Here is a 26,432-nt window from a genome sequence, read left to right on the forward strand (position 1 = left end):
CTACGGGGCGCCATTTTGACAGACCGACCATCCATCCTGAACAAGACCGTGCCGGAGTTCTCGGCCGCCATGACCAGTGGCAAGACCTTCAACCTGGCCGATTACCGGGGGAAGAACCTGGTGCTGTATTTCTATCCCAAAGACAATACCCCGGGCTGTACCACCGAGGGCATGCAGTTCCGCGACCTGCACCCGCAATTCCTGGCCGCCAACACCGAAATCTTCGGTATCAGCCGCGACAGCCTGAAGTCGCATGAAAACTTCAAGGGCAAGCTGGGCATGCCTTTCGAGCTGATCTCCGACCCCGATGAAACCCTGTGCACCATGTTCGATGTCATGAAGATGAAAAACATGTATGGCAAGCAGGTTCGCGGCGTGGAGCGCAGCACGTTTGTGATTGACGGCGCAGGTAAAGTGGTGAAAGAATGGCGTGGAGTGAAGGTTCCTGCCCACGTGGATGAGGTACTGGCCTTCATCAACACCCTTGCCTGAACTGAACGATATTCGCTGCCGCGACTGTCGTGTTGCCCATAAGGCAGCTGGTTCCGGCAGCGAAGGATCCGTCTGGCAAGCGTTTCCGACGCGTTCGACAAAAATGCGGTCAAACGATACAAGCCATTGAATTCAAACAGAAAAACGTTTGCTGGAAGCCGTTTCAGGTTTAGGCCTCAGGCCTGCCGAAACGGCTTTTTTACTTTTCGATTTGCCGCCACCTCTAATCAAGCCCTTGCCCACCCGTTTGCCAGCTTGCCCGGCAAGGGTTTCATTAGACTTCTCGGCCCGCAGCTTCACCCTGCTTCTCTTTGCTGTTCGCTGTTCTGCTTCACCTGTTCGCTCTGACAAAGCGGAGTTTTCTTCATCCACTTCCGAGGTCCTGATGCCCCTGCCCAAAATGCCGAGCAAACCAGCTTCGATGCTGTCTCCCGAGGACTATCCCAAGGCCGATCGCAACAAGCCTGTCAAACCGAACATCACTCTCGTTGAAACGTCCGCTCCCGCTGTCGCACCACAAGAAGTCGCCGTAGCCGCTCCCGCCGTCGCCGATGCCAAGGTCGCAGCACCCCGTGCGCGCATCACCGGCAAGACCGCTGCTGTCACCGAAAAACCGAAAGCCGCGCCCAAGAACGCCGAAGTCCGTCCCAAGTCGCCCACCAGCCGCGTGGCTGACAAGCTGGGCAAGTCCAAGCTGTTCGTGCTGGATACCAACGTGCTGATGCACGATCCGACCTCGCTGTTCCGCTTCGAGGAGCACGACATCTACCTGCCCATGGTGACGCTGGAGGAGCTGGACAACCACAAAAAGGGCATGTCCGAAGTCGCCCGCAATGCGCGCCAGATCTCGCGCTCGCTGGATGCGCTGGTGTCCGACATCGCCGAGGACGCCATCGACCTGGGCATTCCGCTCTCCAAGCTGGGCAACAAGGATGCCAAGGGCCGCCTGTACTTCCAGACCAAGCTGCAGAATGCCGCCCTGCCGGAAGGTCTGCCCGAGGGCAAGGCCGACAACCAGATCCTGGGCGTGGTCCGGGCGCTGGACCAGCAGTATCCGGAGCGTCCGGTGGTGCTGGTGTCCAAGGACATCAACATGCGCCTGAAGGCGCGTGCCATTGGCCTGCCCGCCGAAGACTACTTCAACGACCACGTGCTAGAAGATACCGACCTGTTGTACTCGGGCATCCAGCAACTGCCGGACGACTTCTGGAACAAGCACGGCAAGGGCATGGAGTCGTGGCAGGAGAGCCGCCACGGCAGCAGCTATACCTACTACCGCGTCACCGGTCCCTACGTGCCGTCGCTACTGGTCAACCAGTTCGTCTTCATCGAGCCCAAGAACGGCGAACCGGCCTTCTATGGCCAGGTGTCGCAGATCAACGGCAAGACGGCGGTACTGCAGACCCTGCGCGACTTCGGCCACGCCAAGAACAGCGTCTGGGGCATCACCGCCCGCAACCGCGAGCAGAACTTCGCGCTGAACCTGCTGATGAACCCGGAATGCGACTTCGTCACCCTGCTGGGCCAGGCCGGTACCGGCAAGACCTTGCTGGCACTGGCCTCTGGCCTGGCGCAGGTGCTTGAAACCAAGCTCTACAACGAAATCATCGTCACCCGTGTGACGGTGCCGGTCGGCGAAGACATCGGTTTCCTGCCAGGGACCGAGGAAGAAAAGATGGGCCCCTGGATGGGCGCCTTCGACGACAACCTCGAAGTGCTCAACAAGTCCGACGGCGACGCCGGCGAATGGGGCCGGGCAGCGACCCAGGACCTGATCCGCTCGCGTATCAAGATCAAGTCGCTGAACTTCATGCGCGGCCGTACGTTCGTGAACAAGTTCTTGATCATCGATGAAGCGCAGAACCTCACGCCCAAACAGATGAAGACGCTGGTCACGCGTGCGGGTCCGGGCACCAAGATCGTCTGCCTGGGTAACATCGCCCAGATCGACACACCCTACCTGACCGAAGGCTCCAGCGGCCTGACCTATGTGGTCGACCGCTTCAAGGGCTGGGCGCACAGCGGCCACGTCACTCTGGCACGGGGCGAGCGTTCCCGCCTGGCCGATCACGCCAGCGACGTGCTGTAAGCAGTTTTCTTCCGCAGAAAAGCAAAAAGCCACGGTAACGTGGCTTTTTGCTTTTGGGCGCCCGCGTCAACAACCGCCGCGGGCGCGAACCAGGATGCCTTACAGCACGTGCACGCCGATCCACCAGGCGATCGCCGCCACGAAGGCCGAGGCCGGGATGGTGAAGATCCAGGCCCAGACGATGTTGCTGGCCACGCCCCAACGCACGGCCGACATCTTCTGTGCCGCGCCCACGCCGACGATGGCGCCGGTGATGGTGTGGGTGGTGGAGACCGGGATACCCAGGGCGGTTGCGATGAACAGCGTGATGGCGCCGCCGGTTTCGGCACAGAAGCCACCGACCGGCTTCAACTTGGTGATCTTCTGGCCCATGGTCTTGACGATGCGCCAGCCACCGAACAAGGTACCCAGGCTGATGGCGCAGTAGCAGGAAATGATGACCCACATCGGCGGCGCTTCCGGTGAGGAATAGCCCGAGGCGATCAACAGCATCCAGATGATACCGATGGTCTTCTGCGCATCGTTGCCGCCATGGCCCAGGCTATACATGGAGGCCGACAGCAACTGCAGCCGCCGGAACCAGCCATCGATCTTGCGCGGCGTAGAGCGGAAGAATATCCACGACACCATGAGCATCATCAACGAGCCGAATACCAGGCCCAGCAAGGGTGACAGGACGATGAAGAGGATCGTCTTGAGCAAGCCCGCCGAGATCAGGGCGCCGGTACCGGCCTTGGCCACGGCCGCGCCGACCAGGCCACCGATTAGGGCATGCGAGGAGGAGGACGGAATGCCGTAGTACCAGGTCACCAGATTCCAGAAAATGGCGCCGATCAGGGCGCCGAAGATGACGTATTGGTCGACGATGGCCGGCTCGATGGTGCCCTTGCCGACCGAAGCCGCCACGTGCAACTGGTGGAAAACGAACACCGCGGCCAGGTTGAAGAAGGCCGCCATGGCCACGGCCGTCTGCGGGCGCAGCACACCGGTGGAGACCACGGTGGCAATCGCGTTGGCGGCGTCGTGGAAGCCGTTCATGAAGTCGAACAGCAGCGCCAGGACGATCAACAGCGCGAGGATATGTAAGCTGATTTGGATTGTTTGCATGGGGAAACCGTTGTGTGAAGCCAGCGGCGTTCCCCGGAGGAATCGCCGCTACGCCGGGGATCAGGCGTTTTCGACGATGATGCCTTCGATGATGTTGGCCACGTCTTCGCAGCGATCGGTGACGGTTTCCAGGATTTCGTAGATGGCCTTGAGCTTGATGAGCGTGCGCACATCCGGCTCGTCGCGGAACAGCTTGGACATGGCCGCGCGCATGACGTGGTCGGCATCGGATTCCAGGCGGTCGATTTCCTGGCAGATGGCCAGGATCTGGCGCGAATTGTCCATGTTCGACAGCAGGCCCACAGCCGATTGCACTTTCTCCGCACAGGACAGGCACAGCTCGGCCAGGCGCTTGGCTTCCGGCGTGATGGCCTTGATGTCGTACAGGGAGATGGTCTGGGCGGCATCTTCCAGCAGGTCCAGGATGTCATCCATGCGGGTGATCAGCTGGTGGATGTCATCGCGGTCCAGCGGGGTGATGAAGGTCTTGTGCAGCAACTCGATGGCATTGTGCGTGACCTTGTCGGCCTCCTTCTCGACGGCTTCAATGGCGTGCACACGGATTTCGAGGTCGTCGAAATTGGTCATCAGCGCCACCATTTCCTTCGCACACTTGACCGCCAGCTCTGCATGCTGATTGAAAAGGTCAAAGAATTTGCCTTCCGTCGGCATCAATCGTCCAAACATTTTTCTCTCTCATCAATGGTTAGCGCCCGAACCGGGCGCCGTTTCGAACCGGCCTGCGGCTTGCCCCCTTGGAAGCCGGAATCCCGCCCTGCCGGTCCTGCACGGACGGCCTCGGGAGCCATCCGCCTTACATGACACGAGCGGCCATGCGCCGCCCGTGATCCTCGTGCGGTGACGGCCATCACTGCCCGCCACCCCAACCGTTCAGTCGCCGCCGTAGGGCTGCGCCAGATTCCCGATATAGTTGTCGTACTTGGTATACATCCCCAGGAAAGACAGGCGAATGCTGCCAATGGGGCCATTACGCTGCTTGCCGATAATGATTTCCGCAGTGCCCTTGTCGGGCGAGTCCGGATTGTAAACTTCATCCCGGTAAATAAACAAAATGACGTCGGCATCCTGCTCGATAGCGCCGGATTCGCGCAAGTCAGACATCACCGGGCGCTTGTTGGGACGCTGTTCCAGCGAGCGGTTCAGCTGCGACAGCGCAATCACCGGGCAGTTGAGTTCCTTGGCCAGGCCCTTCAGGCTACGCGAGATTTCCGAGATTTCGGAGGCGCGGTTTTCCGAGGAACTGCCACCGTTACCCGACATCAGCTGCAGGTAGTCGATGATGATCAGGCCCAGCTTGCCGCACTGGCGCGCCAGGCGACGCGAGCGTGCGCGCAATTCGATGGGCGACAGCGCCGGCGTTTCGTCGATGTAGAACTGGGCATCGTTCATCTTCTGGATGGCGTGCGTCAGGCGCGGCCAGTCCTCGTCCAGCAGGCGACCGGTACGCAGGCGGTGCTGGTCCAGACGACCGACCGAGCCCAGCATACGCATGGCCAGCTGGGCGCCGCCCATTTCCATGGAAAACACCGCCACCGGCAAGCCGGATTCGATCGCCACGTGTTCGCCGATGTTGATCGAGAACGCCGTCTTACCCATGGAAGGACGACCGGCGACGATGATCAGGTCGCCCGGCTGCAGGCCGGAGGTCATCTTGTCCAGGTCCATGAAGCCGGTGGGTACACCGGTGATGTCGCTGGTGTTGTCGCGGTTGTAGAGTTCGTCGATACGTTCCACCACCTGGGTCAGCAGCGGCTGGATTTCCATGAAGCCCTGCGAGCCGCGCGAGCCCTCTTCGGCGATGGCGAAGATCTTGGATTCGGCCTCGTCGAGCATGGACTTGACGTCCTTGCCCTGCGGGTTGAAGGCATTGCCGGAAATTTCGTCGGCCACCGTGATCAGCTTGCGCAGGATGCCGCGGTCACGCACGATTTCGGCGTAGCGGCGGATATTGGCCGCCGACGGCGTGTTCTGCGCCAGCGCGTTCAGATAGACCAGGCCACCGACTTCCTCGGCCTTGCCACTGGTGGACATGGCCTCATAGACCGTGATCACGTCCGCCGGCTTGGTGCTGTTGATGAGCTTGACGATGTGCTCGAAGATGATGCGGTGGTCGTAGCGGTAGAAGTCTTCCGCGCTGACGAAATCGGCGATGCGGTCCCAGGCTGCGTTATCCAGCAGCAGGCCGCCCAGCACCGATTGCTCGGCCTCGATGGAGTGTGGCGGCACGCGGAGCGCATCGATCTGGGGATCGGAAGACTCCTTCTGGCCGCGGAAAAATTCAGGATTGCCGCGGGACGATTCTTTCATGGCGCGCATTATAACCTGCTGATGTGAAGCCGTTGGTTCAGGTGGACGTTTTTGCAGCGCATGGCCCTGGCAAGGAACAGATGCAAGGTTCAATCCGCGACGGAGGGTAGGCCAACATGCTTTCCCGGCAGGAAGAACCGAAGCAAAATGACAATAAAAAAGCCAGGCGAACCCGGCTTTTCTATTGCAAAACGAATTGCAGCAAACAGGCGTATTACGCTTGCTCGCCCTTCACAGCGATGGTGACGTCGACCACCACGTCGGTGTGCAGAGCAACCGACACAGGGTGTTCGCCAACGATCTTCAGCGGGCCGTTGGGCAGACGCACTTGCGACTTTTCCACGGCAAAACCCTTCTTGCCCAGGGCTTCAGCGATGTCGAAGTTGGTCACGGAACCGAACAGACGACCGTCAACGCCGGCCTTCTGCGACACTTCCACGGTGGCACCAGTCAGCTTTTCGCCTTGGGCTTGAGCAGCAGCCAGCTTCTCGGCAGCGGCCTTTTCCAGATCGGCACGCTTGGCTTCGAATTCGGCGATGGCAGCGTCGGTAGCACGACGGGCCTTGCGTTGTGGGATCAGGAAGTTACGTGCGAAACCGTCCTTGACGCGCACGACATCACCCAGACCGCCGAGATTAACGATTTTTTCCAACAGAATGACTTGCATGTTTTTCTCCTATTTCTCGGCGCAGATTACGCGTTGTGCAGATCGGTGTACGGCAGCAGGGCCAGATAACGCGCGCGCTTGATGGCGGTGTCAACTTGACGCTGGTAGTGGGCCTTGGTACCGGTCAGGCGTGCCGGCATGATCTTGCCGTTTTCCTGGACGAAGTCCTTCAGGGTGTCCACGTCCTTGTAATCGACCTGTTCAACGCCAGCGGCGGTGAAACGGCAGAATTTCTTGCGCTTGAACAGCGGGTTTTGCTGTTGACGCTTGTTTTTCAGCTTGCTTTTATCGAACTTTTTACCGAATGCCATGATTTGGCTCCTGTATCTAAAAATTGGGTAAGGTCTTTTTAGCGCAGTCTCTCGTCAGTCTTCCGACGGGACAGCGCCAAAATCAACGATATGAAACACGACGCTCTTGCTGTTGCGATTCCTGCGGGCCAGAAAGCCGGTGAAGCGGAAGACTTCTCCCAGCGCAGCCTTGTTGAGCGCACCGGAGATTTCTCCTGCTGCCATCGCCGCGATCTCGAATTCGACCTGGCGACGCATGCCAGCTTCCATCTGCTCCGACTGATGCTGCAACCTGGCAGTCACGATCGGAATACCGGCCGGCGTATAACGCAATACATCACGTTCGGCCAGACTGGCGATGACTTGAAGCTGGTTCACTCTCCGCTATGAATCGCAGCGTAATCAGGCTGCCGGTGCTTCGGTACGGCTCTTGGCCGCGTCTTCCTTCTGCACTGCCTTCAGGATGGGGGAAGGACCGGTTTCGGCCTTCTTCATCTTGACGGTCAGGTGGCGCAGGACGGCGTCGTTGAACTTGAAGCCGGTTTCGATCTCGGCCAGCGTTTCGCTGTCGACTTCGATGTTCAGGCAGACGTAGTGAGCCTTGGCCAGCTTCTGGATCTGGTAGGCCAGTTGACGACGACCCCAATCTTCGACACGGTGAACCTTGCCGCCGCGGGTGGTGACGATGCCCTTGTAACGCTCGATCATCGCCGGCACTTGCTCGCTTTGGTCCGGGTGGACGATAAATACGATTTCATAATGACGCATGTAGACTCCTTATGGACTTATTGAAGACGCCCACCCCGGCGTCAAGACGGGTGTGGGAAGAGGAAAACCCAAGATCATACAAGGTTTCTGGCATAACAGCAATGTCGACTATCGCTGGCGAGGTCAGGCGGACACAGGCGGAGCCATCGCACCGGGCAGATATGCGGCACAAGATCCTTCATCTATTTATATATAGACAGGAAAAACCGTTCTTGCAGCACCAGAAAGTGCATGTTGCCGTTGACACAAGGATTGCACCTGTATAAAAATACAGACTGTTCATCCAAACAGCCTTCCCCCAGAGAAAGGCCTACCCCATGCTCAAACTGACCGCGCGCCAGGAACAGATCCTGAACCTGATCAAGAACGCCATCGAGAACACCGGCTTCCCTCCCACGCGCGCCGAGATCGCTGCCGAGCTGGGCTTCCGCTCCGCCAATGCCGCTGAAGAGCATCTGCAGGCACTGGCCCGCAAGGGCGCCATCGAAATATCCCCTGGCACCTCGCGCGGCATCCGCCTGCGTGAATCCGGCGCACCCGCATCTGGCGGCATCGCCCGCCAGATGGCTCTGCCCCACCCCGCCCTGATGCAGTTGAGCCTGCCCCTGATCGGTCGCGTAGCTGCCGGCTCGCCCATCCTTGCGCAGGAGCATGTCGAGAAGACCTACCAGGTCGATCCGGCCATGTTCCCCAGCAAACCGGATTACCTGTTGAAGGTGCGCGGCATGTCCATGCGTGACGCCGGCATTCTCGATGGCGATCTGCTGGCGGTCCGTAAGACCGACCAGGCGCGCAACGGGCAGATCGTGGTGGCGCGACTGGCCGACGAGGTCACCGTCAAGCGCTACCAGAAGACCGGCTCGGTCATCACGCTCTTCCCGGAGAATCCGGAATTCGAACCCATCATCGTCAAGCCGGACGCCGACCAGTTTGCTCTTGAAGGGCTTGCCGTCGGGTTGTTGCGCAGCTGGCATTGAGCCCGCAGGGAGCAAGCCCGCCGCTCCCGATGCATCGGCGCCCACCACCGCGCCGATCCCCCTCCCAAGGAACCTTCGTCTAAAACGAAGGTTTTTTGCTTTCTATTCGCCTCTTCGGCATCCGGTCCTTGCGCATATTATTTCTGCTGGACAGCTATGTCCGGCGCAAAGCATGCGCCCAACCAAGAGGATCCCTTTCGATGTCGACGCGCAAGAGCAGCAACAAGCACGGTAACCAGGCCCAGGCCGCCACCAAGTCCCATCTGCAAGACCTGCTGGATGTCCGCAAATGCCTGGATCTTCTGGATAATCGCAAGGTCGATGAAGCAAAGGCCCTGTGTACTGCCGTGCTGGGGCGCGCTCCCACCCTGGTTTTCGCCAACCATGCACGGGGACTCATCGCCATGCAGGAGGGCCTGCACGCCGATGCCGAACACTATCTTCGCAAGGCCATCGCGGCTGATCCGGAGAATGCCGAGTACCTGAGCAACCTGGCAGCCGCACTCCTGGCACAGGATCGCATCGATGAAGCCATCAGGATCTATGAGCGCGCCATCGAAGTCGACAAGGAAAGCCGGACGGCCCGCGTCGGCCTGGCCAATGCCCTGCATGAAAAGAACGACCCGGACGCCTCGATCGCCTACTTCGAGGATGCGGTCAAGCGCGAGCCAGAGGCCCCTGGCCCGCTCTCCCATCTGGGGCGGGCACTGGTGGAAGCGAAGCGCTATGACGAGGCGGTCGCAACCATCCTCAAGTCACTGGAACTGCAGATCAACTTCGCCCCTTCGCACACCGCCCTGGGCGAAGCCTTCCATGCCATGGAGATGTACAAGGAAGCCCTGGAGTCCCATAAGACAGCAATCCTTTTGGACCCGGAAGATACCTACGCGCACAACAAGATTGCCGATACCTACCTGAAACTGAACAAGGTCACCGAAGCCCACGAACACCTGCTGCGCGTTATCGACATCGCCCCCAAAGACTCCAACAGCTATCTCAAGCTGGGTGCCAGCTACTTTTCCGCCGAAGATCGCTTCGACGATGCCATGCGCATGTTCAACAAGGCGTTGGAACTGAATCCCAAGCAAGCCCTCATCTACAACAACATCGGCGCCATCAAGCACGACCATGGCGACACCCATGAGGCGGTGGAGATCTTCCGCAAGGCGCTCGAATTGCGTCCCAACTATTCCACCGCCAAGCACAACCTGGCCCTGAGCCTGCTGTTGCACGGCGACCTCAAGGAAGGCTGGGAATGTCACGAGAGTCGCCTGGAAACCCGCGAGCGCGCCTACGTCTACAAGCTCATCCACAAACTGTTCGAGATCATTCCCAAATGGGATGGCAAGAGTTCGCTGGAAGGCAAATTCATACTCCTGATGCATGAACAGGGCTTTGGCGACAGCATCCAGTTTCTGCGCTATGCACGCATGGTCATGGACCGTGGCGCCCGGGTGGCGGTGCACGTGAAGAATCCGCTGTATCGGCTGTTCCAGTCGTTCACACCAGAAGTCACCCTGATCCGGGAAAGCGACCCGCTGCCACCCTGCGACTGCGCCTACGTGATGATGAGCCTGCCCTATGCGCTGGGCACCGATACCGTGGAAGACATCCCCTCCTTCCCCAGCTATCTGGCAGCCGACCCCTTGCTGGCAGAAGAATGGCGCCAGAAAATTGCCACAATAACAACATCGGAACAACATCTACGTGTCGGTGTGGTGTGGGGCGGCAATCCGGAGCACGGCAATGATCGGCACCGTTCGATCCCCCTTGACACCTTCAAGCAATTGTTCGGACTCCCGAAGATCGAGTTCTACTCCCTGCAAAAGGGCAAGCCCCTGGAAGACCTGAAGAATCTGCCCGCCGACCGGTCAGCCCACAATCTGGGTGACCAATGCGCAGACTTTGCCGATACCGCCGCAGCGATCCACAACCTGGACCTGGTCATCAGCGTGGATACCTCGGTGGTGCACCTGGCCGGCGCCATGGGCCACCCCACCTGGGTACTGCTCCCGCACATCCCCGACTGGCGCTGGCTGCAGAACCGCGACGATTCGCCCTGGTATCCGAGCATGCGTCTGTTCCGCCAGCCTGCCTTCAGCGACTGGGACTCCGTGATGAAGCGCATCGCCGAAGAGTTGATCAGATTGCAACAAGAAAAGGCGCAGCAATAGGACTCTGGCCCTCCCTCACTCCTGCCGAAAAAGCCGCTTGCACCGAGCGGCTTTTCCAATGGAGCGAAAATTTCTTGGTTTCAACAAAGATTTCCCTAAAGTTTTCTCGATCGGCGTCGAAAAAGGATTTGCTTGCAGTTTCAAAGCACGCAGTTTTAGTTCGGAAAGCCTTGAAAGAGATTTTTTTCGCGAAAGCCCTAAACTTTTTCCAAGACTGCCCGATAAAGCAATCAACAGAGGTTGAAACGCCTGGGGCTCATGGGTAGAAGACCAAAGTTAAGCACTGAAACTCGGATCATCGGTCTCAAATCTTAGGAGAATTAACATGGCATCAGTCATCAATACCAACATTGCGTCGCTGAACACGCAACGCAATCTGAATTCGTCGCAGGCGTCGCTCAACACCTCGATCCAACGCCTGTCCTCCGGTCTGCGCGTCAACAGCGCAAAGGACGACGCCGCCGGCCTGGCCATCGCCGACCGCATGAACTCCCAGATCAAGGGTCTGGCAGTTGCGCAACGTAACGCCAACGACGGCATCTCGATGGCCCAGACCGCTGAAGGCGCTCTGTCCACCGTGACCGACAACCTGCAACGTATGCGTGAACTGGCTGTTCAAGCTTCGAACGGCACCAACAGCGCGCAAGACCGCAAGACCCTGAACGACGAATACAAGCAGCTGTCGGAAGAAGTGTTCCGCGTGCTCAACGGCACCAGCTTCAACGGCCAGAACCTGTTCACCGGCTCCGGCCAAGGTGCATCGGCTGGCGTGGGCTCCAGCTCGGCCAACGTTTCGGCTTCCCTGACCCTGTCGTTCCAGGTCGGCGCCAACGTCCAGGACAACAAGCTGAACGACCAGATCACCATCACCCTGGATGACCTGTCGAACAACAAGACCATGGCCGACGTCATCGGCACCAGCGCCAAGGGTCTGATCGGTCTGGGCGACACCTCCGGTGTGAGCACTGCCCAAACCACCTACACCTCGGCCAAGGCCAAGCTGGACAACCTGTTCGCTACCGGCTCGACCCTGACCGCCAGCGCCCTGGCTTCTTCGGCAGTGACCCTGCAGAAGGCCGTGGACAGCGCCAAGCTGGCCCTGGACAAGGCTGTTGCTGCTCCGTCCGCACAAAGCGATGCACAGAAGGCAATCACCAACCTGGACAAGGCCATCAGCCTGATCTCGTCCAAGCGTGCAGAATTCGGTGCCGTTCAGAACCGCTTCAGCGCCGTCATCAGCAACCTGCAAGTGTCGAGCGAGAACATCACCTCGTCCCGTAGCCGTATCATGGATACCGACTACGCTGCAGAAACTGCCAACCTGACCCGTGCGCAGATCCTGCAACAGGCTGGTAACGCGATGCTGTCGCAGGCCAACTCGGCACCGCAGCAAGTCCTGTCGCTGTTGAAATAAGCCTGATAGCTAGGTAGGATGACGTGCGGAGGATAGGCCTTATTCTCCGCACGTTCCTTTAAGGAAGGGAGTAGTAACATGTCGATTGCCCCACTTAATATCACAGCTGCTGGCGATTCCGGTACGGCGTATGCCTTGCCGCAAAGCGCTGTCAAGCCCGATCCCGTGGTATCGACCGTTGCCCCGGCAGCGACTTCGGAAGCACGTCGCGCGACGGAAAGCGATGTCAACGATGCCGTCGGCAAACTCAACGACTTCGCCAAGACCAGCGCCTCGGCACTGAACTTCTCCAAGGACGAAGAGACCGGCCGCACCATCGTCAAAGTCGTGGATACCGCGACCGACACCGTGATCCGCCAGATTCCCAGCGAAGAAGCGATCTCCATCGCCAAGTCCATCGACAAGATGCAAGGCCTGTTGATCAACCACAAGGTCTGATTTGAACTTGAGTCTGGTACGAACTGCAGTGGCTCGAAAGACCGCGTGCGCCCATGATCCTTCATGGCGCATGACGGGTTCGGCTACCCCAGTTCATAATGGATTCGCATAACACCCGCACAGCGTCCCTCCTGCACCGACGCCGTACTTGAGAGCCACTCTCCTGTTGACCGCGCGCGCAGCTCCCCCTTAAAGCGCTGTGCTTACGCAAAGATTCAGGAGTTGAACCATGGCCACTTCCACCGGCACTATCTCCACCTCGGCAGGCCCACTTGACGTTGCGACCCTGGTCAGCCAGCTGATCTCGGCGGAGAGCCAGTCTCAACTGACTCCGCTGACCACCCAGGCCAGCAGCTACAACACCCTGATCTCGGCGTACGGCAGCCTCAAGAGCGCGCTGTCGACCTATCAGTCGGCCATCAAGGGGCTCAGTGCAGCCAGCTTCAGCTCCCAGAAAAGCAGCGTCAGCAATGCCGGCACCGGTAGCAACCTGACCACCGATCCGTTCACCGCCGACGTCAATAGCGACGATTCGACCAAGATCCTGGCGCAGAAGATCAAATCCGAGGGCGTCACCAGCGGCACCACCTTCAGTGCTGGCGACTCGCTGGCGATCAAGATCGGCACCAACTCGCCCACCTTTATCACGCTCAAGGCCAACTCCACCCTGGCAGGCGTTCGCGACGCCATCAATGCCTCCAAGGCTGGCGTTACTGCCTCCATCGTCACCGATGGCAGCGGCGATCACCTGGTGCTGGAGTCGAATACCGGCGGCACTGCCAATACCATCAAGGTCACTGCCAACAACAGCCTGTCCCGCTTCGCCTACGATCCATCGAGCTCGACGCCCAGCACCACCACCCAGATCCAGGCGCCGCGCGATGCGACCAAGGCTGCCTCGGGCACCTATTCGGTTGGCGTGACGCAATTGGCGCAGACCGCCAAGCTCAGCTCGGCCAGCATCACCCCGGGCAGCACGTTTGAAAATGGTCTGCTGGCCATCAAGACCGGCACCGGCTCGACGACCATCATCAAGCCGTCCACCAATAGTCTGGCCGGCATTCGCGATGCCATCAACAGCAGCGATGCCGGCGTGAACGCCACCATCGTCAGCGACGGCACTAACGACCACCTGGTGCTCACCGCCAAGGACAGCGGCGCCACCAATACCATCAAGGTCACCGGCACAGCGGACTTTGCCGTATTCAATTCGGATCCGAGCGGTACGGTCACTACCCCCAATGTCAGCAATAGCCAGCTCTATACCACTGGTACGCTGAACCTGAAAGTGGGGGACAGCACCATCGCCATCAACCCGACGGCCAATGGCAGTGGCGACATCGACCTGACCCAGGTCATGACCGCCATCAATGGTGCGGGTGCCGGCGTGACCGCCTCCATCACCAACGACGGCACCAATAGCCGCCTGGTACTGACGCCGAACGCCGCGAACGCCACGGCTGCCATTTCCCTCGCGGGCAGTGGTGATTATTCGGGTCTCAGCGCCAGCGGCATGGGACAGTTGCTCAAGGCGCAGGACGCCAAGCTGTCCATCGACGGCGTGACTGTCACCAGTCCCAGCAACAAGGTAGAAAACGTGATTTCGGGTGTAACCCTGAATCTCTCCAAGGTCACCACCTCGGCAGACGATTTCACGCTCAACATCAGCAACGACACCACCGGCCTGACCAGTGCGGCCAACACTTTCGTCTCCGCCTACAATACCCTGGCCAAGGCGATCGCCAGCATGACCGCACAGACGCCTTCGACCACGCTGGGCCAGGCCAATACCTCGGCCCCCCTGGCCAGCGAGTCGTCCGTTCAGACCATCATGACCCAGTTGCGCAACACCCTGTTCTCCACGGTGGACGGTGGCAATGGCATCAACACGCTTTCCGACATCGGCATCGGGTTCCAGAAGGACGGCACGCTGGCACTGGACGCCACCAAATTGTCGACCGCGGCCACCAACAATTTTGCCGGCATCGCCAACCTGTTTGCCGGCACCGACCCGGATACGACCAACACCACGTCCTCCAAAAATGGTATCGTCACCAAGTTGACGACGCTGATGACGAACCTGTTGAGTGACACCGGCATCATCGCCACCAAGACCAACGGCCTGCAGGCCAGCCTGAAGATCAACCAGGATCGCCAGACCGCAGTGCAGACCCGTTTGTCCAACATGAAAGATGCCTACACCAATCAGTTCAACCAGCTCAACATCACGCTGGCCAGCATGCAATCCACGCAAAGCTACCTGACCCAGCAACTGGCCAGTCTGGCCAAGAGCAGTTGAGTCTGAGTCCGCGAACATAGGAGAACGTCATGTTCGGAAGCATGAAACGCGGGGCCAACGCCTACGCCAATATCGGGGTGGAAACCGGCGTGGTCGCCGCCAGCCCGCACAAGCTCATCACCATGCTCTTCGATGGCGCACTGGTTGCCATTGCGCTGGGCAAGAAGCACATGGGCGAAGGCAATATCAAGGACAAGGGTGAATCCATCACCAAGGCCATCCTGATCGTCGACAACGGTCTGCGTGCCAGCCTCAACAAGGAAGTCGGCGGCGAACTGGCGTTGAACCTGGATTCGCTGTACGAGTACATGAGCCGACGCCTGTTCGAAGCCAATGCCACCAACAATCCTGCCATCCTCGATGAGATCCACGGTTTGCTCAATGACATCCGTTCGGCATGGGAACAGATTGGCCCCAACGCCGTGCAGTCCGCACCGCAAATGGCAGTTGTCCAGGATCATTCCCAACCCAGCTTCGCAAAGGCCTGACTGATATGAACGGTGACGAAGTCATCGCCATTTACGAGTCGATTTCGCAATTGACTGACGAAATGCTGGCTGCCGCGCGGGCAGCAGACTGGGACCTGCTGGCCGGGCTGGAAGCGCAATGCGGCAAGCACATCGCCAACCTGCGCAATTGCGAGGACCATGTTGCCCTGCCTGAAGCCTTGCGCAACCGCAAGGTTGATATCATCAAGAAGATCCTCGAAGACGATCGCCACATCCGCAACCTGACCGAACCGGGATTGCGCAAACTGTCGGCGCTCATCCAAAGCAACCAGACCGAACAGAAGCTGCTCAATACCTACGGCATGGGTAGTTGAACATGCTGCCGCGGGCCGATATCGCCAGCGCCGTCCAGCCTGTCCATGCAGTTGACGCGGCTACCGCCGTTGTCTCGGTTGCCGATACCCGCCAGGAGGCCTTCAGCCGCCTGGCCCAGATTGCCATCGGCCAGCAGATGTCTGGCCGCATCCTCTCCAACTTCAGCGACGGCACTTTCCTGGTGCGCATTGCCAATACGGCCGCGCGCATGGTATTGCCCAACAACGCCAAGGTCGGCGATTCGCTGATCCTCACCCTGGTCTCGAAGGACCCTCGTCCCACGTTCTCGGTCAACGAAGGCAGTATCCGCTCCGACGAAGACAGTGCCTCGGTGGCGCTGAGCAATGCCGGCCGCGCCATGCAGAAGGACCTGAAGTCCTTGCAGTTCGTCACCCGCGACGAGAGCGGCGCCGGCCAGATCGGGCAGAACGAGGAAGTCCCCGTAGATGCCCGTGCCAAGGGCCCCGGCCAGGGCGATTCAGGCACCCCCTCCAGCACCACGACCACGCTCAGCAATGCCGGCCGCCTCATCGGCAGCCTGCTGCAGGCTTCCCAGCAAGGCGACATGGCCGATCACGTCAGTGCAGCTGCCCCGCTGCTGACCAAGCCCAATGTCCCCACTGAACAGATGGCAGGCGCCCTCAAGGACGCCATCGCCTACAGCGGCGTTTTCTACGAATCCCACGTCTCGGCATGGGCCGCCGGCCAGCGTCCCGCCGAAGAACTGATGAAGGAACCGCAGGCCCAGGTGGCTGCCCAGAAAGGCGGCGACATCAATCTGCTGAGCCAGAGTGATCCCGCCCAGAACCAACTCGGACAGTTGATCAACCTGCAACTCAACGCCCTGGAGCAGCAACGGGTCGTCTGGCATGGGCAAGTCTGGCCGGGGCAGCAGATGGAATGGGAAATCGGCCAGGAACATGACCAGTCCGCCCCTGGCGGACGCGACGACGACGCCTCGGCCCCGACCTGGCACAGCGTCGTGCGCTTCAACTTCGCCCAGCTGGGCAGCGTTTCCGCCTCGATCCGCCTGATCGGACAGCAGATCCACGTACAGGTCAAGGCCGACAACGAAGCTGCCGCGGCCGCCCTGCGTGGTCATAGCGGCCTGTTTGCCAATGCCATGGCAGCCGCAGGCACCTCCCTCGACTCCCTCACCGTCAAGCAAGCCGATGGAGAAACCTAATATCCCGCTGCAAAACGCCGTCGCGCTGGCCTACAATGCCAGCCAGGGGGCGCCCCAGGTCGTGGCCAAGGGCCGTGGCCTGGTGGCCGAAGCCATCATCGCGCGGGCCAAGGAAAGTGGCGTCTACGTGCACGAATCGAAGGAACTGGTTTCCCTGCTGATGCAGGTCGAACTCGACCAGCAAATCCCCCCCGTCCTCTACCGCACCGTGGCCGAACTGCTTGCGTGGCTATATCGTATTGAAAATATGCAATTAAGTGAGTCTGTGATGTATGATACTGGGTTAAATTATTCCAATAATTTCCCCGGGGAAAGCGAGCCCACTCGCTGATTTCAGACGCACAAGACGCAAAAGACGCACAGATAGATGGCTAATCACGACGAGATCGACGACGACAGTCCCTACCGGGTTCATTCACGGCGGGAAATCATCGCCCTGCTGACCAGCATGATGGAAAAGAACCAGCTCCTGAGCCTGCTGATCAAGGGTGGCTCCGAGTCCGTGATCACCTCCATCCTCGAAGTCGATGCCGATGATGATTCTCTGATCATCGATGCCGCGCCCAGCGCCATGCTCAATGAGAGCATCGTTTCCAGCAAGCGCATCAATTTCGAAGCCCTGTACAACAGCATCCGCATCACCTTCGCCGTCGACGGCGCCACCCAGATCGAATACCAGAATCGCCCTGCCCTCAAGGTCGACATCCCGGAAAGCCTGGTTCGCCTGCAACGTCGCGAGTATTTCCGTATCCCGACGCCGATCGCCAAGCCGCTGCGCTGCACCTTCCGCATCACCCAGGCCGATGGCTCCTTCGCCACGGTGATCACCCTGCTCAACAACATCAGCGCAGGTGGTGTGGGTATCACGGACGAAAAGAAGATCCTCCCCGCCACACCAGGCGTGATCTATGAAGATTGCCAACTGGAACTGGGCGACAACACCCTGGTCTCGGTAAAGCTGCAGGTGCGCGACTGCAAGGAATTCAAGATGACCAACGGCAAGGTGGTCAACCGCTTCGGCTGCCAGTTCGTGGACATTCCCCGCACCGTACTGGCGGCGATCCAGCGCTTCATCACCAAGCTGGAACGGGAACAGAACGCCAAGGCATCCGGCATGATGTAAGAACGGGCGGGGCTAACCCTCCCCTCCTGCCATCCCCGCACAAAACAGAACACCCCGAGACCGGATCGACCGGTTTCGGGGTGTTTTTGCATGCAGACCGTATTGCCACGGTGCGGTAGTCGCTGCGCCGTGGCACCATCAGCGCGAATCGATCACAACTGCATGGTCATGATGTCGCGGTAGGCCGAGACCAGCTTGTTGCGCACCTGAATACTTGTCTGGAAAGAAATGCTTGCCTTCTGTGAAGCAATCATCACGTCCGAAAGGTTCACACTATCATCGCCCATGGCGAAGGCTTGCGACATCTTGGCCGCCGTCTGCTGGGAACTGTTGACCTGATCGATCGCGCCCTTGAGCACATCGGCGAAATCGACGCGCTGCGCCGGCTTTTCCGCCTTCAGGCTGCTCTGGACCGGGTCGGTCACACCCTGCGCCCGCGCCGCGGCGGCCTTCAACTGGGCCACCATCGCCTCGATCTTGCTGGTATCAATCACGCTTTCGATTGCCATTTCCCACCCCTTGAGTTCATCTTGCAGGCCTTACGGGAGCGCAGCACGCACCCCTGCCATCTACAGCAGCACCTTAACACTGCTGCATTGACAAATCGCACTAATAAGCGGGGAATTTGCCATTCTGTTCGGGCGATCAAATTCCCGCTTCCAACGGACAATCCACACTGAGCAAAAAACCTCACAAAGGTAGGCAGTGAATAAAGTCTTTATCAAGCTGGCAATCGCGGGGACGCCAGAGGGGAAATCATGGCGGTAGCAGCCGACGGCACGATGACCGGCGAAACCAATACCACGGGCGACATCAGCAACGCTGAGGGCATGCCCCAGGGGCAACCCGCCCAGGGTGGCATGGTTGGCTATGCCCGCTCGCCGCAAGGCAAACGCATCCTGCTCATCATCGCCGCAGCTGCCACCCTGGCGCTGATGGCCGGTATCTGGCTGTGGAGCCAGAAGGTCGAGTATCGCGTCCTGTTCTCCAACTTCAATGACCGCGACGGCGGCGCCATCGTGGCCTCGCTGCAGCAGATGAACGTGCCCTACAAGTATTCCGAGGGCGGCACGGCCATTCTGGTGCCCGAGAACATGGTGCACGACGCCCGCCTGAAGCTGGCCGCACAAGGCCTGCCCAAGGGCGGCAATGTCGGCTTCGAACTGATGGAAAACCAGAAGCTGGGCATCTCCCAGTTCCTGGAACAGGTCAACTTCCAGCGCGCCCTCGAAGGCGAATTGGCGCGCTCGGTACAATCCCTGTCATCGGTACAGACTGCCCGCGTGCACCTGGCCTTGCCCAAGGCTTCGGTCTTCGTGCGCGACCAGCAGAAACCCACTGCCTCCGTAGTGCTGAGCCTCTATCCCGGCCGCTACCTCGACCAGCAACAGGTCAGCGCCATCGTCCACCTGGTGGCCAGCAGCGTCCCTGAACTGTCTCCCAAGTCGGTCACCATCGTCGACCAGAACGGCAACCTGCTCTCCGACACCACCAAGCAAACGCAGACCAATACCCTGGACCCGACGCAGCTGAAGTATGTCCAGGACCTGCAGCAGGACATCGTCAAGCGCGTCGAGTCGATCATCGCGCCCATCGTCGGCAATGGCAACGTGCGTGCCGAAGCGACCGCCGATGTCGACTTCTCCCGCACCGAACAGGCTTCCGAAGCCTACAAGCCCAACCAGACCAAGGATACCGCCGCCGTTCGCAGCAAACAGAGCAGCGAAGCCAATAGCGCGACCTCCGGCACCTCCGGCGTCCCCGGCGCACTCACCAACCAGCCGCCGGCCCCGGCCACCGCGCCTATCGTCAATCCGGCGGTTGCCAATGGTGCTGCCAACCAGAACGGTACCGCCGCCACGCCCAATGGCGCAGCACCCACCCCCACGGCCAGCGGCAATTCGCGCAAGGACGAGACCATCAACTACGAGGTCGACAAGACCGTGCGCTACACCCAGCAACCCATGGGTGGCGTGCGTCGCCTGACGGTGGCCGTGGTGGTGAACTACAAGCGCACCATGGACAACACCGGCAAGATCGTGATGCGTCCGCTGACCGAAGCCGAACGCAACCAGATCACCGACCTGGTCCGTGAAGCCATGGGCTACAACAAGGATCGCGGCGACTCGCTCAACGTGGTCAACACCCAGTTCAGCACCGACATGGAACCGGAAGTGCCGCTCTGGAAGCAGCCGGGCATGATCGAGCTGGCCAAGGAAATCGGCAAGTACGTGCTGGTGGCTGCAGTCCTGCTGTTCCTCTACTTCCGCGTACTGCGCCCCATCGTCTGGAAGCTCTCCGGCCGCGAAGAGCGCGAACGCCTGGCCAAGGAAAAGGCCGAGGCCGAAGCCGCCGCAGCCGCTGCCGCCGTGGCCGCCGGCTTCGACCCGGACGATCCGGATGCCATCGTCAACCTCTCGGGCGAACCCGAGGTCGACGAACGCGCGGCCTACAAGGCCAACCTCGAAACCGCCAAGCAGTGGGCCAAGAACGATCCGAAACTGGTGGCAAGCATCATCAAGTCATGGGTGAACAATGAGTAACGACGGCGTTCAGAAAGGTGCCATCCTCATGCTCGCCCTGGGCGAGGATGAGGCCGCCGAAGTCATGAAGTACCTGGGCCCGAAAGAGGTCCAGAAGCTGGGCGCGGCCATGTCGGCCCTGCGCAACGTCAGCTTCGAGGAAATCAATGAAGTGCTGGAAGCCTTCGTGGCCGAGACCGGCCAGGCCTCTTCGCTGGGCCTGGATTCGGACGAGTACATCCGCAGCGTCCTGACCAAGGCCCTGGGCGACGACAAGGCCACCTCCCTGCTCAACCGCATCCTGGGTGGCCGCGACGCATCCGGTATCGAAAGCCTCAAGTGGATGGACGCCCAGTCGGTCGCCGAACTCATCCGCAACGAGCACCCGCAGATCATCGCCACCATCCTGGTTCACCTGGAGCGCGACCATGCCTGCGGCATCATCAACAATTTCACGGAACGTTTGCGCAACGATGTCATCCTTCGTATTGCAACCCTGGACGGCGTGCAGCCGGCTGCGTTGCGCGAACTCAATGATGTGCTGACCAAGCTGCTGACCGGCAACGAAAGCCTGAAGAAGCAACAGATGGGCGGTATCCGTACCGCGGCCGAGATCCTCAACTTCATGTCCGGCGAGAACGAGACCTCGGTGATGAACAACCTGCGCTCCTACGACGAGGACATGGCGCAGAAGATCATGGACGAAATGTTCGTCTTCGAGAATATCATCGACATCGACGGCCGCGGCATCCAGCTGCTGCTGCGCGAAGTCCAGTCCGAGTCGCTGATCGTGGCCCTGAAGGGTGCCTCGCAAGGCCTGCGCGACAAGATCTTCGCCAACATGTCGCAACGTGCGGCCGAGATGATGAAGGAAGACCTGGAATCCAAGGGGCCGGTACGCCTGTCCGAAGTGGATGCTCAGCAAAAGGCCATCCTGCAGATCGTGCGTCGCCTGGCCGACGAAGGCCAGATCGTCCTGGGCGCCAAGGGCGAGGACGCGTTCATCTGATGCGCTTGATGCCCATCGTGCAGTTTGCTGTCGGCATGCCGGCCTGAGGAGTCAAAGAAGCCATGCGTGCAAAGATCATTCCCAAGGAAGAGATGACGCCTTACCAGCGCTGGGAGCTGGCGTCCTTCCACGACGAACCCGAACCGGAGCCCGAACCGCTGCCGGTAGAGGAAGAATTCCTCGAAGAACCGCCGCCGGTGCCGCAACTGACGGCCGAACAGCTCGACGCCATCCGCGAAGCAGCGCGCCAGGAAGGCTTCGCCGAAGGTCGCCAGCACGGCCTGCAGGCGGGGCGCTCGGAAGGCTACATGGCCGGTCTGCAGCAAGGTCAGCAGGAAATCAACGAAGTCATCCAGCATTTCCGCCAGATCGCGGTCAACTTCAGCACCGAAGTCTCCCAGTGCAGCGAACGCATGGCCCCCGAAATGCTGGACCTGGCGCTGGACCTGGCCAAGTCCATGCTCAAGACCGCCCTGCGCGCACGCCCGGAGCTGGTCCTGCCCACCGTCAGCGCTGCCATCCACGCCCTGCCGGTGCTGCAACTGCCGGCCAGCCTGACCCTGCACCCGGAAGACGCCGCCCTGGTGCGCGAGCACATGGGTGCCGAGCTGGCCCAGCAAGGCTGGAAGATCGACGAAGATGCCCAGATGGACCGCGGCGGTTGCCGCGTCGAAACCCGCACCAACCAGATCGATGCCACCACCGAGACCCGCTGGAAGCGCCTGGGCGAATCACTGTCCAAGCAGCTCGACTGGCTGGAATGACGTTTTACAAGTGATACCGACCTGAACGGGAGCCCCGCATGAACTCCCCGATGCCATCCCATAGCAGCCTGTGGCAAGCCTATCTGCACAACTGTCGCAGCCTGGTTGCCATGGCTGAGCCGACCATGACCGCCGGCCGCATCACCCGCGTCGCCGGGCTGGTGATGGAAGCGGTCGGACTGAAGCTGCCCGTGGGCAGCCCCTGCAACGTGCCCCTGCCCAATGGCACCATGATCGAAGCAGAAGTCGTCGGATTCCAGGACGATCGCCTCTTCCTGATGCCGCAGAGTGACGTCGAAGGCATCGTTCCGGGCACCCGCGTCTACCCCGTCGAACCCGTACGCCCGCCGCCGCGCACCGGCCCCATCAGCTTTACCCCGCGCCGCATCGATGAACACAGCCGGCGCCTGCCGGTCGGCGACGAACTGCTGGGTCGCGTGCTCGATGGTGCCGGCCGCCCGCTGGACAACCTCGGCCCGCTGCATACCGAAAGCTCGGCACCCCTGGGCGTACGTGCCGCCAATCCGCTGGGACGCGCGCCCATCCGCGACATCCTCGACACCGGCATTCGCGCCATCAACACCATGCTCACCGTCGGCCGTGGCCAGCGCATGGGCCTGTTCGCCGGCTCAGGCGTGGGCAAGAGCGTGCTGCTGGGCATGATGGCGCGCTACACCAGCGCCGACGTGATCGTGGTCGGCCTGATCGGAGAACGTGGTCGTGAGGTCAAGGAATTCATCGAACAGATCCTGGGACCGGAAGGCCTGGCGCGCTCGGTAGTGGTGGCCGCTCCCGCCGATACCCCACCCCTGATGCGCCTGCAGGGCGCGGCCTATTGCACCTCGATTGCCGAGTATTTCCGCGACCAGGGCAAGGATGTGCTGCTGATCATGGATTCGCTCACCCGCTATGCCATGGCCCAGCGCGAGATCGCCCTGGCCATCGGCGAGCCGCCTGCCACCAAGGGCTATCCACCTTCCGTGTTCGCCAAGCTGCCGGCACTGGTGGAACGCGCCGGCAATGGCGACGAAGGTGGCGGCTCCATCACCGCCTTCTACACCGTGCTGACCGAAGGCGATGACCAGCAGGACCCCATCGCCGACGCCGCCCGCGCCATCCTGGACGGCCACATCGTGCTCAACCGCCAATTGGCCGAAGCCGGCCATTACCCGGCCATCGATATCGAGCAATCCATCAGCCGTGCCATGCACAGCATCACCGATGCCGATCACCAGCGCCGCTCCCGCCACTTGAAGCAGTTGTACTCACGCTTCCAGCGTAACCGCGACCTCATCAGCGTGGGCGCCTACGCGGCCGGCAGCGACCCCATTCTGGACGAAGCCATTGCCTTATTGCCAAGAATGGAAGCCTTTTTGCAGCAAGGCATCCACGAACAGGCCGATGTATCAGAGAGCTTGAGGCAACTTACCGCTCTATTCGGGTGATTGAGCGGGCAGGGCCAAAAATATAATCGGAGCGATCATGGCTACTCCCTCCGCACTTGATACGCTGATTGAATTGGCGACCAAAGAGACCGACGATGCGACCAAACGCCTCGGCCGGGCTATTCGCGTGAGTGAAGAAGCACAGCAGAAGCTGGGCATCCTGCAGCAGTACCGCGACGACTACGCGGCCCGTTTCCAGGAAACCCTGACCAATGGCTTGACCGCGCTGGCCTATCGGAACTTCCAGTTGTTCCTGGAGAAGATCGACAACGCCATCGACGGCCAGCAGGACGTGGTGCGCAGCAGCCAGCAACGCGTGGCCGAGGCGCGTGCCGCCTGGCAGGCCTGCGAGCGCAAGCGCATGTCCTACGACACCCTGGCCACGCGTGCCCGGGACAAGGAAATGCGCAAGGAAAGCAAGCGCGACCAGAAGTCCATGGATGAGCACGCCGCACGCATCAGCTTCTACAAGCGCTGATCGAACGGATGACAGGCAAGCAATACCCGACGACGACCGCAACGCAAAGAGCACGCAGAGCACCGAGTAGCAAGTAACCGACAGGCCACCACCATGAATACTTCCCTGCCGCTGTTGAACGTCATTACCGGCTCGCAAGCCGCCACCGGTTCGCGTTCCGGCAATCCTGCCGACAGCTTCACGGCCGACGCCCCCTTCAACCAGGTGCTCAACAGCCAGGTGAACTCGCGCAATCAGGAACAGCAGTCGCAAGCCAAGCCGCAAGCTCCGCAGCCACCGGCCGCGACCAACCAGGCTGCACAGAATGATGCTGCCAAGCAGGCAGCGGCCACCAAGGCCGAATCAAAGCAGGACGTTGCCGACCAGAGCAAGGAAAAGGACGAGGACAGCGACGACACCACCACTGCCGCCTCCGCCGAGCTGCTGGCGCTGGTGGCCAACATCGCCCAGAACGCCGTCAAGCCGGTCGGCGAAGGCAAGAGCGAAAACACCGAGGCCGATCTGCTGGCCCAATCCAGGCGTGGCGGCGCCACGCTGTCACTGGCCGACCAGCAAGCCCTGATGGCGGACGGCAAGCAAGGCAAGATCGACCTGGCCGGCCTGCAGGACGCCATGGCTGCCAACAAGCTGAAACAGGAAGGCCGCGACCTGAGCCGCAATGCCAGCGGAACCGAAGCCAATCCCTTGGGCCAGGAAAGCGCCAACAATGGCAAGAGCGACAAGCCGGCCCTGGACCTAGGCGCCGACACCAAGGCGGCTACCAAGGAAGATGCCAGTGCCTTGGCCGCTGCCCGCGCCCAGACTGGCAAGGTCACCGCCGAAGCCGTGGCGACCGCCAAGCAGGACCTGCCGCAAACGACACCGGCCCCAATCGTCGTGCCTGCCATCCAGCAGACCCTGGCCGCCAGCCAGCCGCAAGCCGTCTTCGCCAGCTATACCGACAAGGTGCAGCCCAATGTCGGCAGCGCCGGCTGGGACCAGGCCGTCGGCAGCAAGATCACGTGGATGGTCAGCGCCGGTATGCAAAGCGCCTCCCTGAGCCTGAATCCGCCCGACCTGGGCCCCATGCAGGTGGTGCTGAACGTACACAACCAGCAGGCTGACGCCACCTTCATCACTGCCCAGCCCGAAGTGAAGCAGGCGCTGGAAGCGGCCATGCCCAAGCTGCGCGAAATGATGGACCAGGCTGGCATCCAGCTGGGTCAGGCGACCGTCAATACCGGCATGCCCAATCAGCAGCAGGGCAACACCGGCCAGCAGCAGGGCCGCTCTGCATCCGCCTCGGGCAGCTTCGGCAAGGATCAGGAAGGCGAACTGGCCGTCAACGCCACCACCACCACGACCGCCACCACCAGCGGCCTGGGCCTGGTAGACACCTTCGCCTGAGGCACGCCGCTTCGGTCACGCTTACAAAAAATGCAATTTCGTCCGCGCAGGGCTCAACAATGGGATTTCCTTGCCGATAAGCAGATATCCTCGCATTGTGCGCAGACGAACTGAAAGGACTAGTAGATGGCAACAAAAGGAAAAGCACCTGCCAAGGGCGCTGAAGCAGACGCAGCACCGGCCAAATCCAGCAAGAAGATGCTGTTCATCATCATCGGTGCCGTGCTGGTACTGGTCATCGGTGGTGCCGGCGCCTTCTTCATGATGGGTGGCAAGGGCAAAAAAGGCGAGGAGCATGCCGAGGAAAAGACCGAGGCCAAGGCACCGACCTTCGTGGTCATCGAACCCTTCGTGGTCAACCTGCAGCAGGAAAGCGGCGACCAGTATCTGCAAGTGGCGATGACCCTGCAGGTGCCGGACGGCCAGACCGCCGAAGCCCTGAAGCTTTACATGCCCCAAGTGCGCAGCCGGCTGCTGATGGTACTGTCCAGCAAGAAGGCTTCCGAACTGCTCACCAGTGAAGGCAAGCGCAAGCTCACCGACGAGATCATCGACCAACTGGGCGAACCGTTCTCCGGCAAGGGCAAGGGTCCGCAGATCACCGACGTGTTCTACACCTCGTTCGTGATCCAACAGCAGTAACACCGCATCG

28 protein-coding genes are annotated in these 26,432 nt (G+C 60.5%); 19 read left to right on the top strand and 9 right to left on the bottom strand.

The features are described from left to right. Positions 1-15: 15 nt before the first annotated feature. Positions 16-492 carry a peroxiredoxin gene (locus HWE04_RS12945; protein WP_006462636.1) on the top strand — a complete coding sequence of 159 codons (477 nt, stop codon included), beginning with the start codon at positions 16-18 and terminating at the stop codon, positions 490-492. Positions 493-624: 132 nt separating this feature from the next. On the opposite strand, the gene HWE04_RS12950 is transcribed toward HWE04_RS12945, so the two are convergent. Then, positions 625-864 (bottom strand): hypothetical protein, encoded by a 240-nt coding sequence (locus tag HWE04_RS12950; RefSeq protein ID WP_241812647.1) that lies wholly within the window; start codon positions 862-864, stop codon positions 625-627. Between the two features lie 49 nt (positions 865-913). On the opposite strand from HWE04_RS12950, the gene HWE04_RS12955 reads away from it, so the two are divergent. Then, positions 914-2,581: a PhoH family protein gene (locus HWE04_RS12955; protein ID WP_446719229.1), complete on the top strand. Its 1,668-nt coding sequence runs from the start codon at positions 914-916 to the stop codon at positions 2,579-2,581. A 99-nt stretch (positions 2,582-2,680) separates the two neighbouring features. Here the strand turns inward: HWE04_RS12955 and HWE04_RS12960 are convergent, their stop codons facing one another. The 7 genes from HWE04_RS12960 to rpsF form a co-directional block, all read right to left on the bottom strand. Beyond that, positions 2,681-3,688: an inorganic phosphate transporter gene (locus HWE04_RS12960; protein WP_006462639.1), complete on the bottom strand. Its 1,008-nt coding sequence runs from the start codon at positions 3,686-3,688 to the stop codon at positions 2,681-2,683. A 60-nt stretch (positions 3,689-3,748) separates the two neighbouring features. Continuing rightward, positions 3,749-4,375, bottom strand: a complete 627-nt coding sequence (locus tag HWE04_RS12965; RefSeq protein ID WP_006462640.1) for a DUF47 domain-containing protein — start codon at positions 4,373-4,375, stop codon at positions 3,749-3,751. A 204-nt stretch (positions 4,376-4,579) separates the two neighbouring features. Beyond that, the gene (locus HWE04_RS12970; protein ID WP_006462641.1) at positions 4,580-6,025 is read right to left on the bottom strand and encodes a replicative DNA helicase; all 1,446 of its coding nucleotides are present in this window, start codon (positions 6,023-6,025) and stop codon (positions 4,580-4,582) included. A gap of 205 nt (positions 6,026-6,230) precedes the next feature. Next, positions 6,231-6,683, bottom strand: coding sequence for a 50S ribosomal protein L9 (gene rplI / locus HWE04_RS12975; protein WP_241812649.1), 453 nt, complete (start codon positions 6,681-6,683; stop codon positions 6,231-6,233). A gap of 26 nt (positions 6,684-6,709) precedes the next feature. Further along, positions 6,710-6,994, bottom strand: a complete 285-nt coding sequence (gene rpsR, locus HWE04_RS12980) for a 30S ribosomal protein S18 (protein ID WP_006462643.1) — start codon at positions 6,992-6,994, stop codon at positions 6,710-6,712. Positions 6,995-7,048: 54 nt separating this feature from the next. Further along, positions 7,049-7,351 (bottom strand): primosomal replication protein N, encoded by a 303-nt coding sequence (gene priB, locus HWE04_RS12985; RefSeq protein WP_006462644.1) that lies wholly within the window; start codon positions 7,349-7,351, stop codon positions 7,049-7,051. A gap of 24 nt (positions 7,352-7,375) precedes the next feature. Further along, entirely contained in the window at positions 7,376-7,741 is a 366-nt protein-coding gene (gene rpsF / locus HWE04_RS12990) for a 30S ribosomal protein S6 (RefSeq protein WP_006462645.1), read from the bottom strand. Between the two features lie 317 nt (positions 7,742-8,058). On the opposite strand from rpsF, the gene lexA reads away from it, so the two are divergent. The 10 genes from lexA (at position 8,059) to HWE04_RS13040 (ending at position 18,176) form a co-directional block, all read left to right on the top strand. After that, complete coding sequence (lexA, locus tag HWE04_RS12995; RefSeq protein WP_077237061.1) at positions 8,059-8,718, top strand: transcriptional repressor LexA; 660 nt, start codon at positions 8,059-8,061, stop codon at positions 8,716-8,718. A gap of 200 nt (positions 8,719-8,918) precedes the next feature. Then, positions 8,919-10,892, top strand: coding sequence for a tetratricopeptide repeat protein (locus HWE04_RS13000; RefSeq protein WP_241812650.1), 1,974 nt, complete (start codon positions 8,919-8,921; stop codon positions 10,890-10,892). Positions 10,893-11,217: 325 nt separating this feature from the next. Beyond that, entirely contained in the window at positions 11,218-12,306 is a 1,089-nt protein-coding gene (locus HWE04_RS13005) for a flagellin N-terminal helical domain-containing protein (RefSeq protein WP_006462648.1), read from the top strand. A 78-nt stretch (positions 12,307-12,384) separates the two neighbouring features. After that, on the top strand, positions 12,385-12,744 hold the full coding sequence (locus HWE04_RS13010) for a flagellar protein FlaG (RefSeq protein WP_039874823.1): 360 nt from the start codon (positions 12,385-12,387) through the stop codon (positions 12,742-12,744). A gap of 229 nt (positions 12,745-12,973) precedes the next feature. After that, the gene (gene fliD, locus HWE04_RS13015) at positions 12,974-15,043 is read left to right on the top strand and encodes a flagellar filament capping protein FliD (RefSeq protein ID WP_241812651.1); all 2,070 of its coding nucleotides are present in this window, start codon (positions 12,974-12,976) and stop codon (positions 15,041-15,043) included. Positions 15,044-15,072: 29 nt separating this feature from the next. Further along, positions 15,073-15,531 (top strand): flagellar export chaperone FliS, encoded by a 459-nt coding sequence (fliS, locus tag HWE04_RS13020; RefSeq protein ID WP_077237057.1) that lies wholly within the window; start codon positions 15,073-15,075, stop codon positions 15,529-15,531. Between the two features lie 5 nt (positions 15,532-15,536). Then, positions 15,537-15,866: a flagellar protein FliT gene (locus HWE04_RS13025; RefSeq protein ID WP_077237056.1), complete on the top strand. Its 330-nt coding sequence runs from the start codon at positions 15,537-15,539 to the stop codon at positions 15,864-15,866. 2 nt (positions 15,867-15,868) lie between these two features. Further along, complete coding sequence (gene fliK / locus HWE04_RS13030; protein WP_241812703.1) at positions 15,869-17,053, top strand: flagellar hook-length control protein FliK; 1,185 nt, start codon at positions 15,869-15,871, stop codon at positions 17,051-17,053. Next, entirely contained in the window at positions 17,040-17,384 is a 345-nt protein-coding gene (locus HWE04_RS13035; RefSeq protein ID WP_077237054.1) for an EscU/YscU/HrcU family type III secretion system export apparatus switch protein, read from the top strand. Before fliK ends, HWE04_RS13035 begins: the two co-directional genes overlap by 14 nt. Before the next feature lie 36 nt (positions 17,385-17,420). After that, positions 17,421-18,176: a flagellar brake protein gene (locus tag HWE04_RS13040; RefSeq protein ID WP_006462654.1), complete on the top strand. Its 756-nt coding sequence runs from the start codon at positions 17,421-17,423 to the stop codon at positions 18,174-18,176. Positions 18,177-18,328: 152 nt separating this feature from the next. On the opposite strand, the gene fliE is transcribed toward HWE04_RS13040, so the two are convergent. Next, positions 18,329-18,685: a flagellar hook-basal body complex protein FliE gene (gene fliE, locus HWE04_RS13045; protein ID WP_006462655.1), complete on the bottom strand. Its 357-nt coding sequence runs from the start codon at positions 18,683-18,685 to the stop codon at positions 18,329-18,331. A gap of 249 nt (positions 18,686-18,934) precedes the next feature. On the opposite strand from fliE, the gene fliF reads away from it, so the two are divergent. The 7 genes from fliF (at position 18,935) to fliL (ending at position 26,422) form a co-directional block, all read left to right on the top strand. Beyond that, on the top strand, positions 18,935-20,719 hold the full coding sequence (gene fliF / locus HWE04_RS13050; RefSeq protein WP_006462656.1) for a flagellar basal-body MS-ring/collar protein FliF: 1,785 nt from the start codon (positions 18,935-18,937) through the stop codon (positions 20,717-20,719). Continuing rightward, positions 20,712-21,707, top strand: coding sequence for a flagellar motor switch protein FliG (fliG, locus tag HWE04_RS13055; RefSeq protein ID WP_006462657.1), 996 nt, complete (start codon positions 20,712-20,714; stop codon positions 21,705-21,707). Before fliF ends, fliG begins: the two co-directional genes overlap by 8 nt. 62 nt (positions 21,708-21,769) lie before the next feature. Then, complete coding sequence (fliH, locus tag HWE04_RS13060; RefSeq protein ID WP_102662967.1) at positions 21,770-22,471, top strand: flagellar assembly protein FliH; 702 nt, start codon at positions 21,770-21,772, stop codon at positions 22,469-22,471. Positions 22,472-22,509: 38 nt separating this feature from the next. Continuing rightward, positions 22,510-23,916 carry a flagellar protein export ATPase FliI gene (gene fliI, locus HWE04_RS13065; protein WP_102662968.1) on the top strand — a complete coding sequence of 469 codons (1,407 nt, stop codon included), beginning with the start codon at positions 22,510-22,512 and terminating at the stop codon, positions 23,914-23,916. Between the two features lie 37 nt (positions 23,917-23,953). Then, on the top strand, positions 23,954-24,394 hold the full coding sequence (fliJ, locus tag HWE04_RS13070; RefSeq protein ID WP_077237051.1) for a flagellar export protein FliJ: 441 nt from the start codon (positions 23,954-23,956) through the stop codon (positions 24,392-24,394). Positions 24,395-24,487: 93 nt separating this feature from the next. Next, positions 24,488-25,780 (top strand): flagellar hook-length control protein FliK, encoded by a 1,293-nt coding sequence (locus HWE04_RS13075; RefSeq protein WP_241812652.1) that lies wholly within the window; start codon positions 24,488-24,490, stop codon positions 25,778-25,780. Between the two features lie 126 nt (positions 25,781-25,906). Then, positions 25,907-26,422: a flagellar basal body-associated protein FliL gene (gene fliL / locus HWE04_RS13080; RefSeq protein ID WP_241812653.1), complete on the top strand. Its 516-nt coding sequence runs from the start codon at positions 25,907-25,909 to the stop codon at positions 26,420-26,422. The last annotated feature ends 10 nt before the right edge of the window (positions 26,423-26,432 follow it).

Origin of the sequence: Herbaspirillum sp. C7C2 (assembly GCF_022627865.1) — a bacterium.
Taxonomy (GTDB): Bacteria; Pseudomonadota; Gammaproteobacteria; order Burkholderiales; family Burkholderiaceae_D; genus Herbaspirillum; species Herbaspirillum frisingense.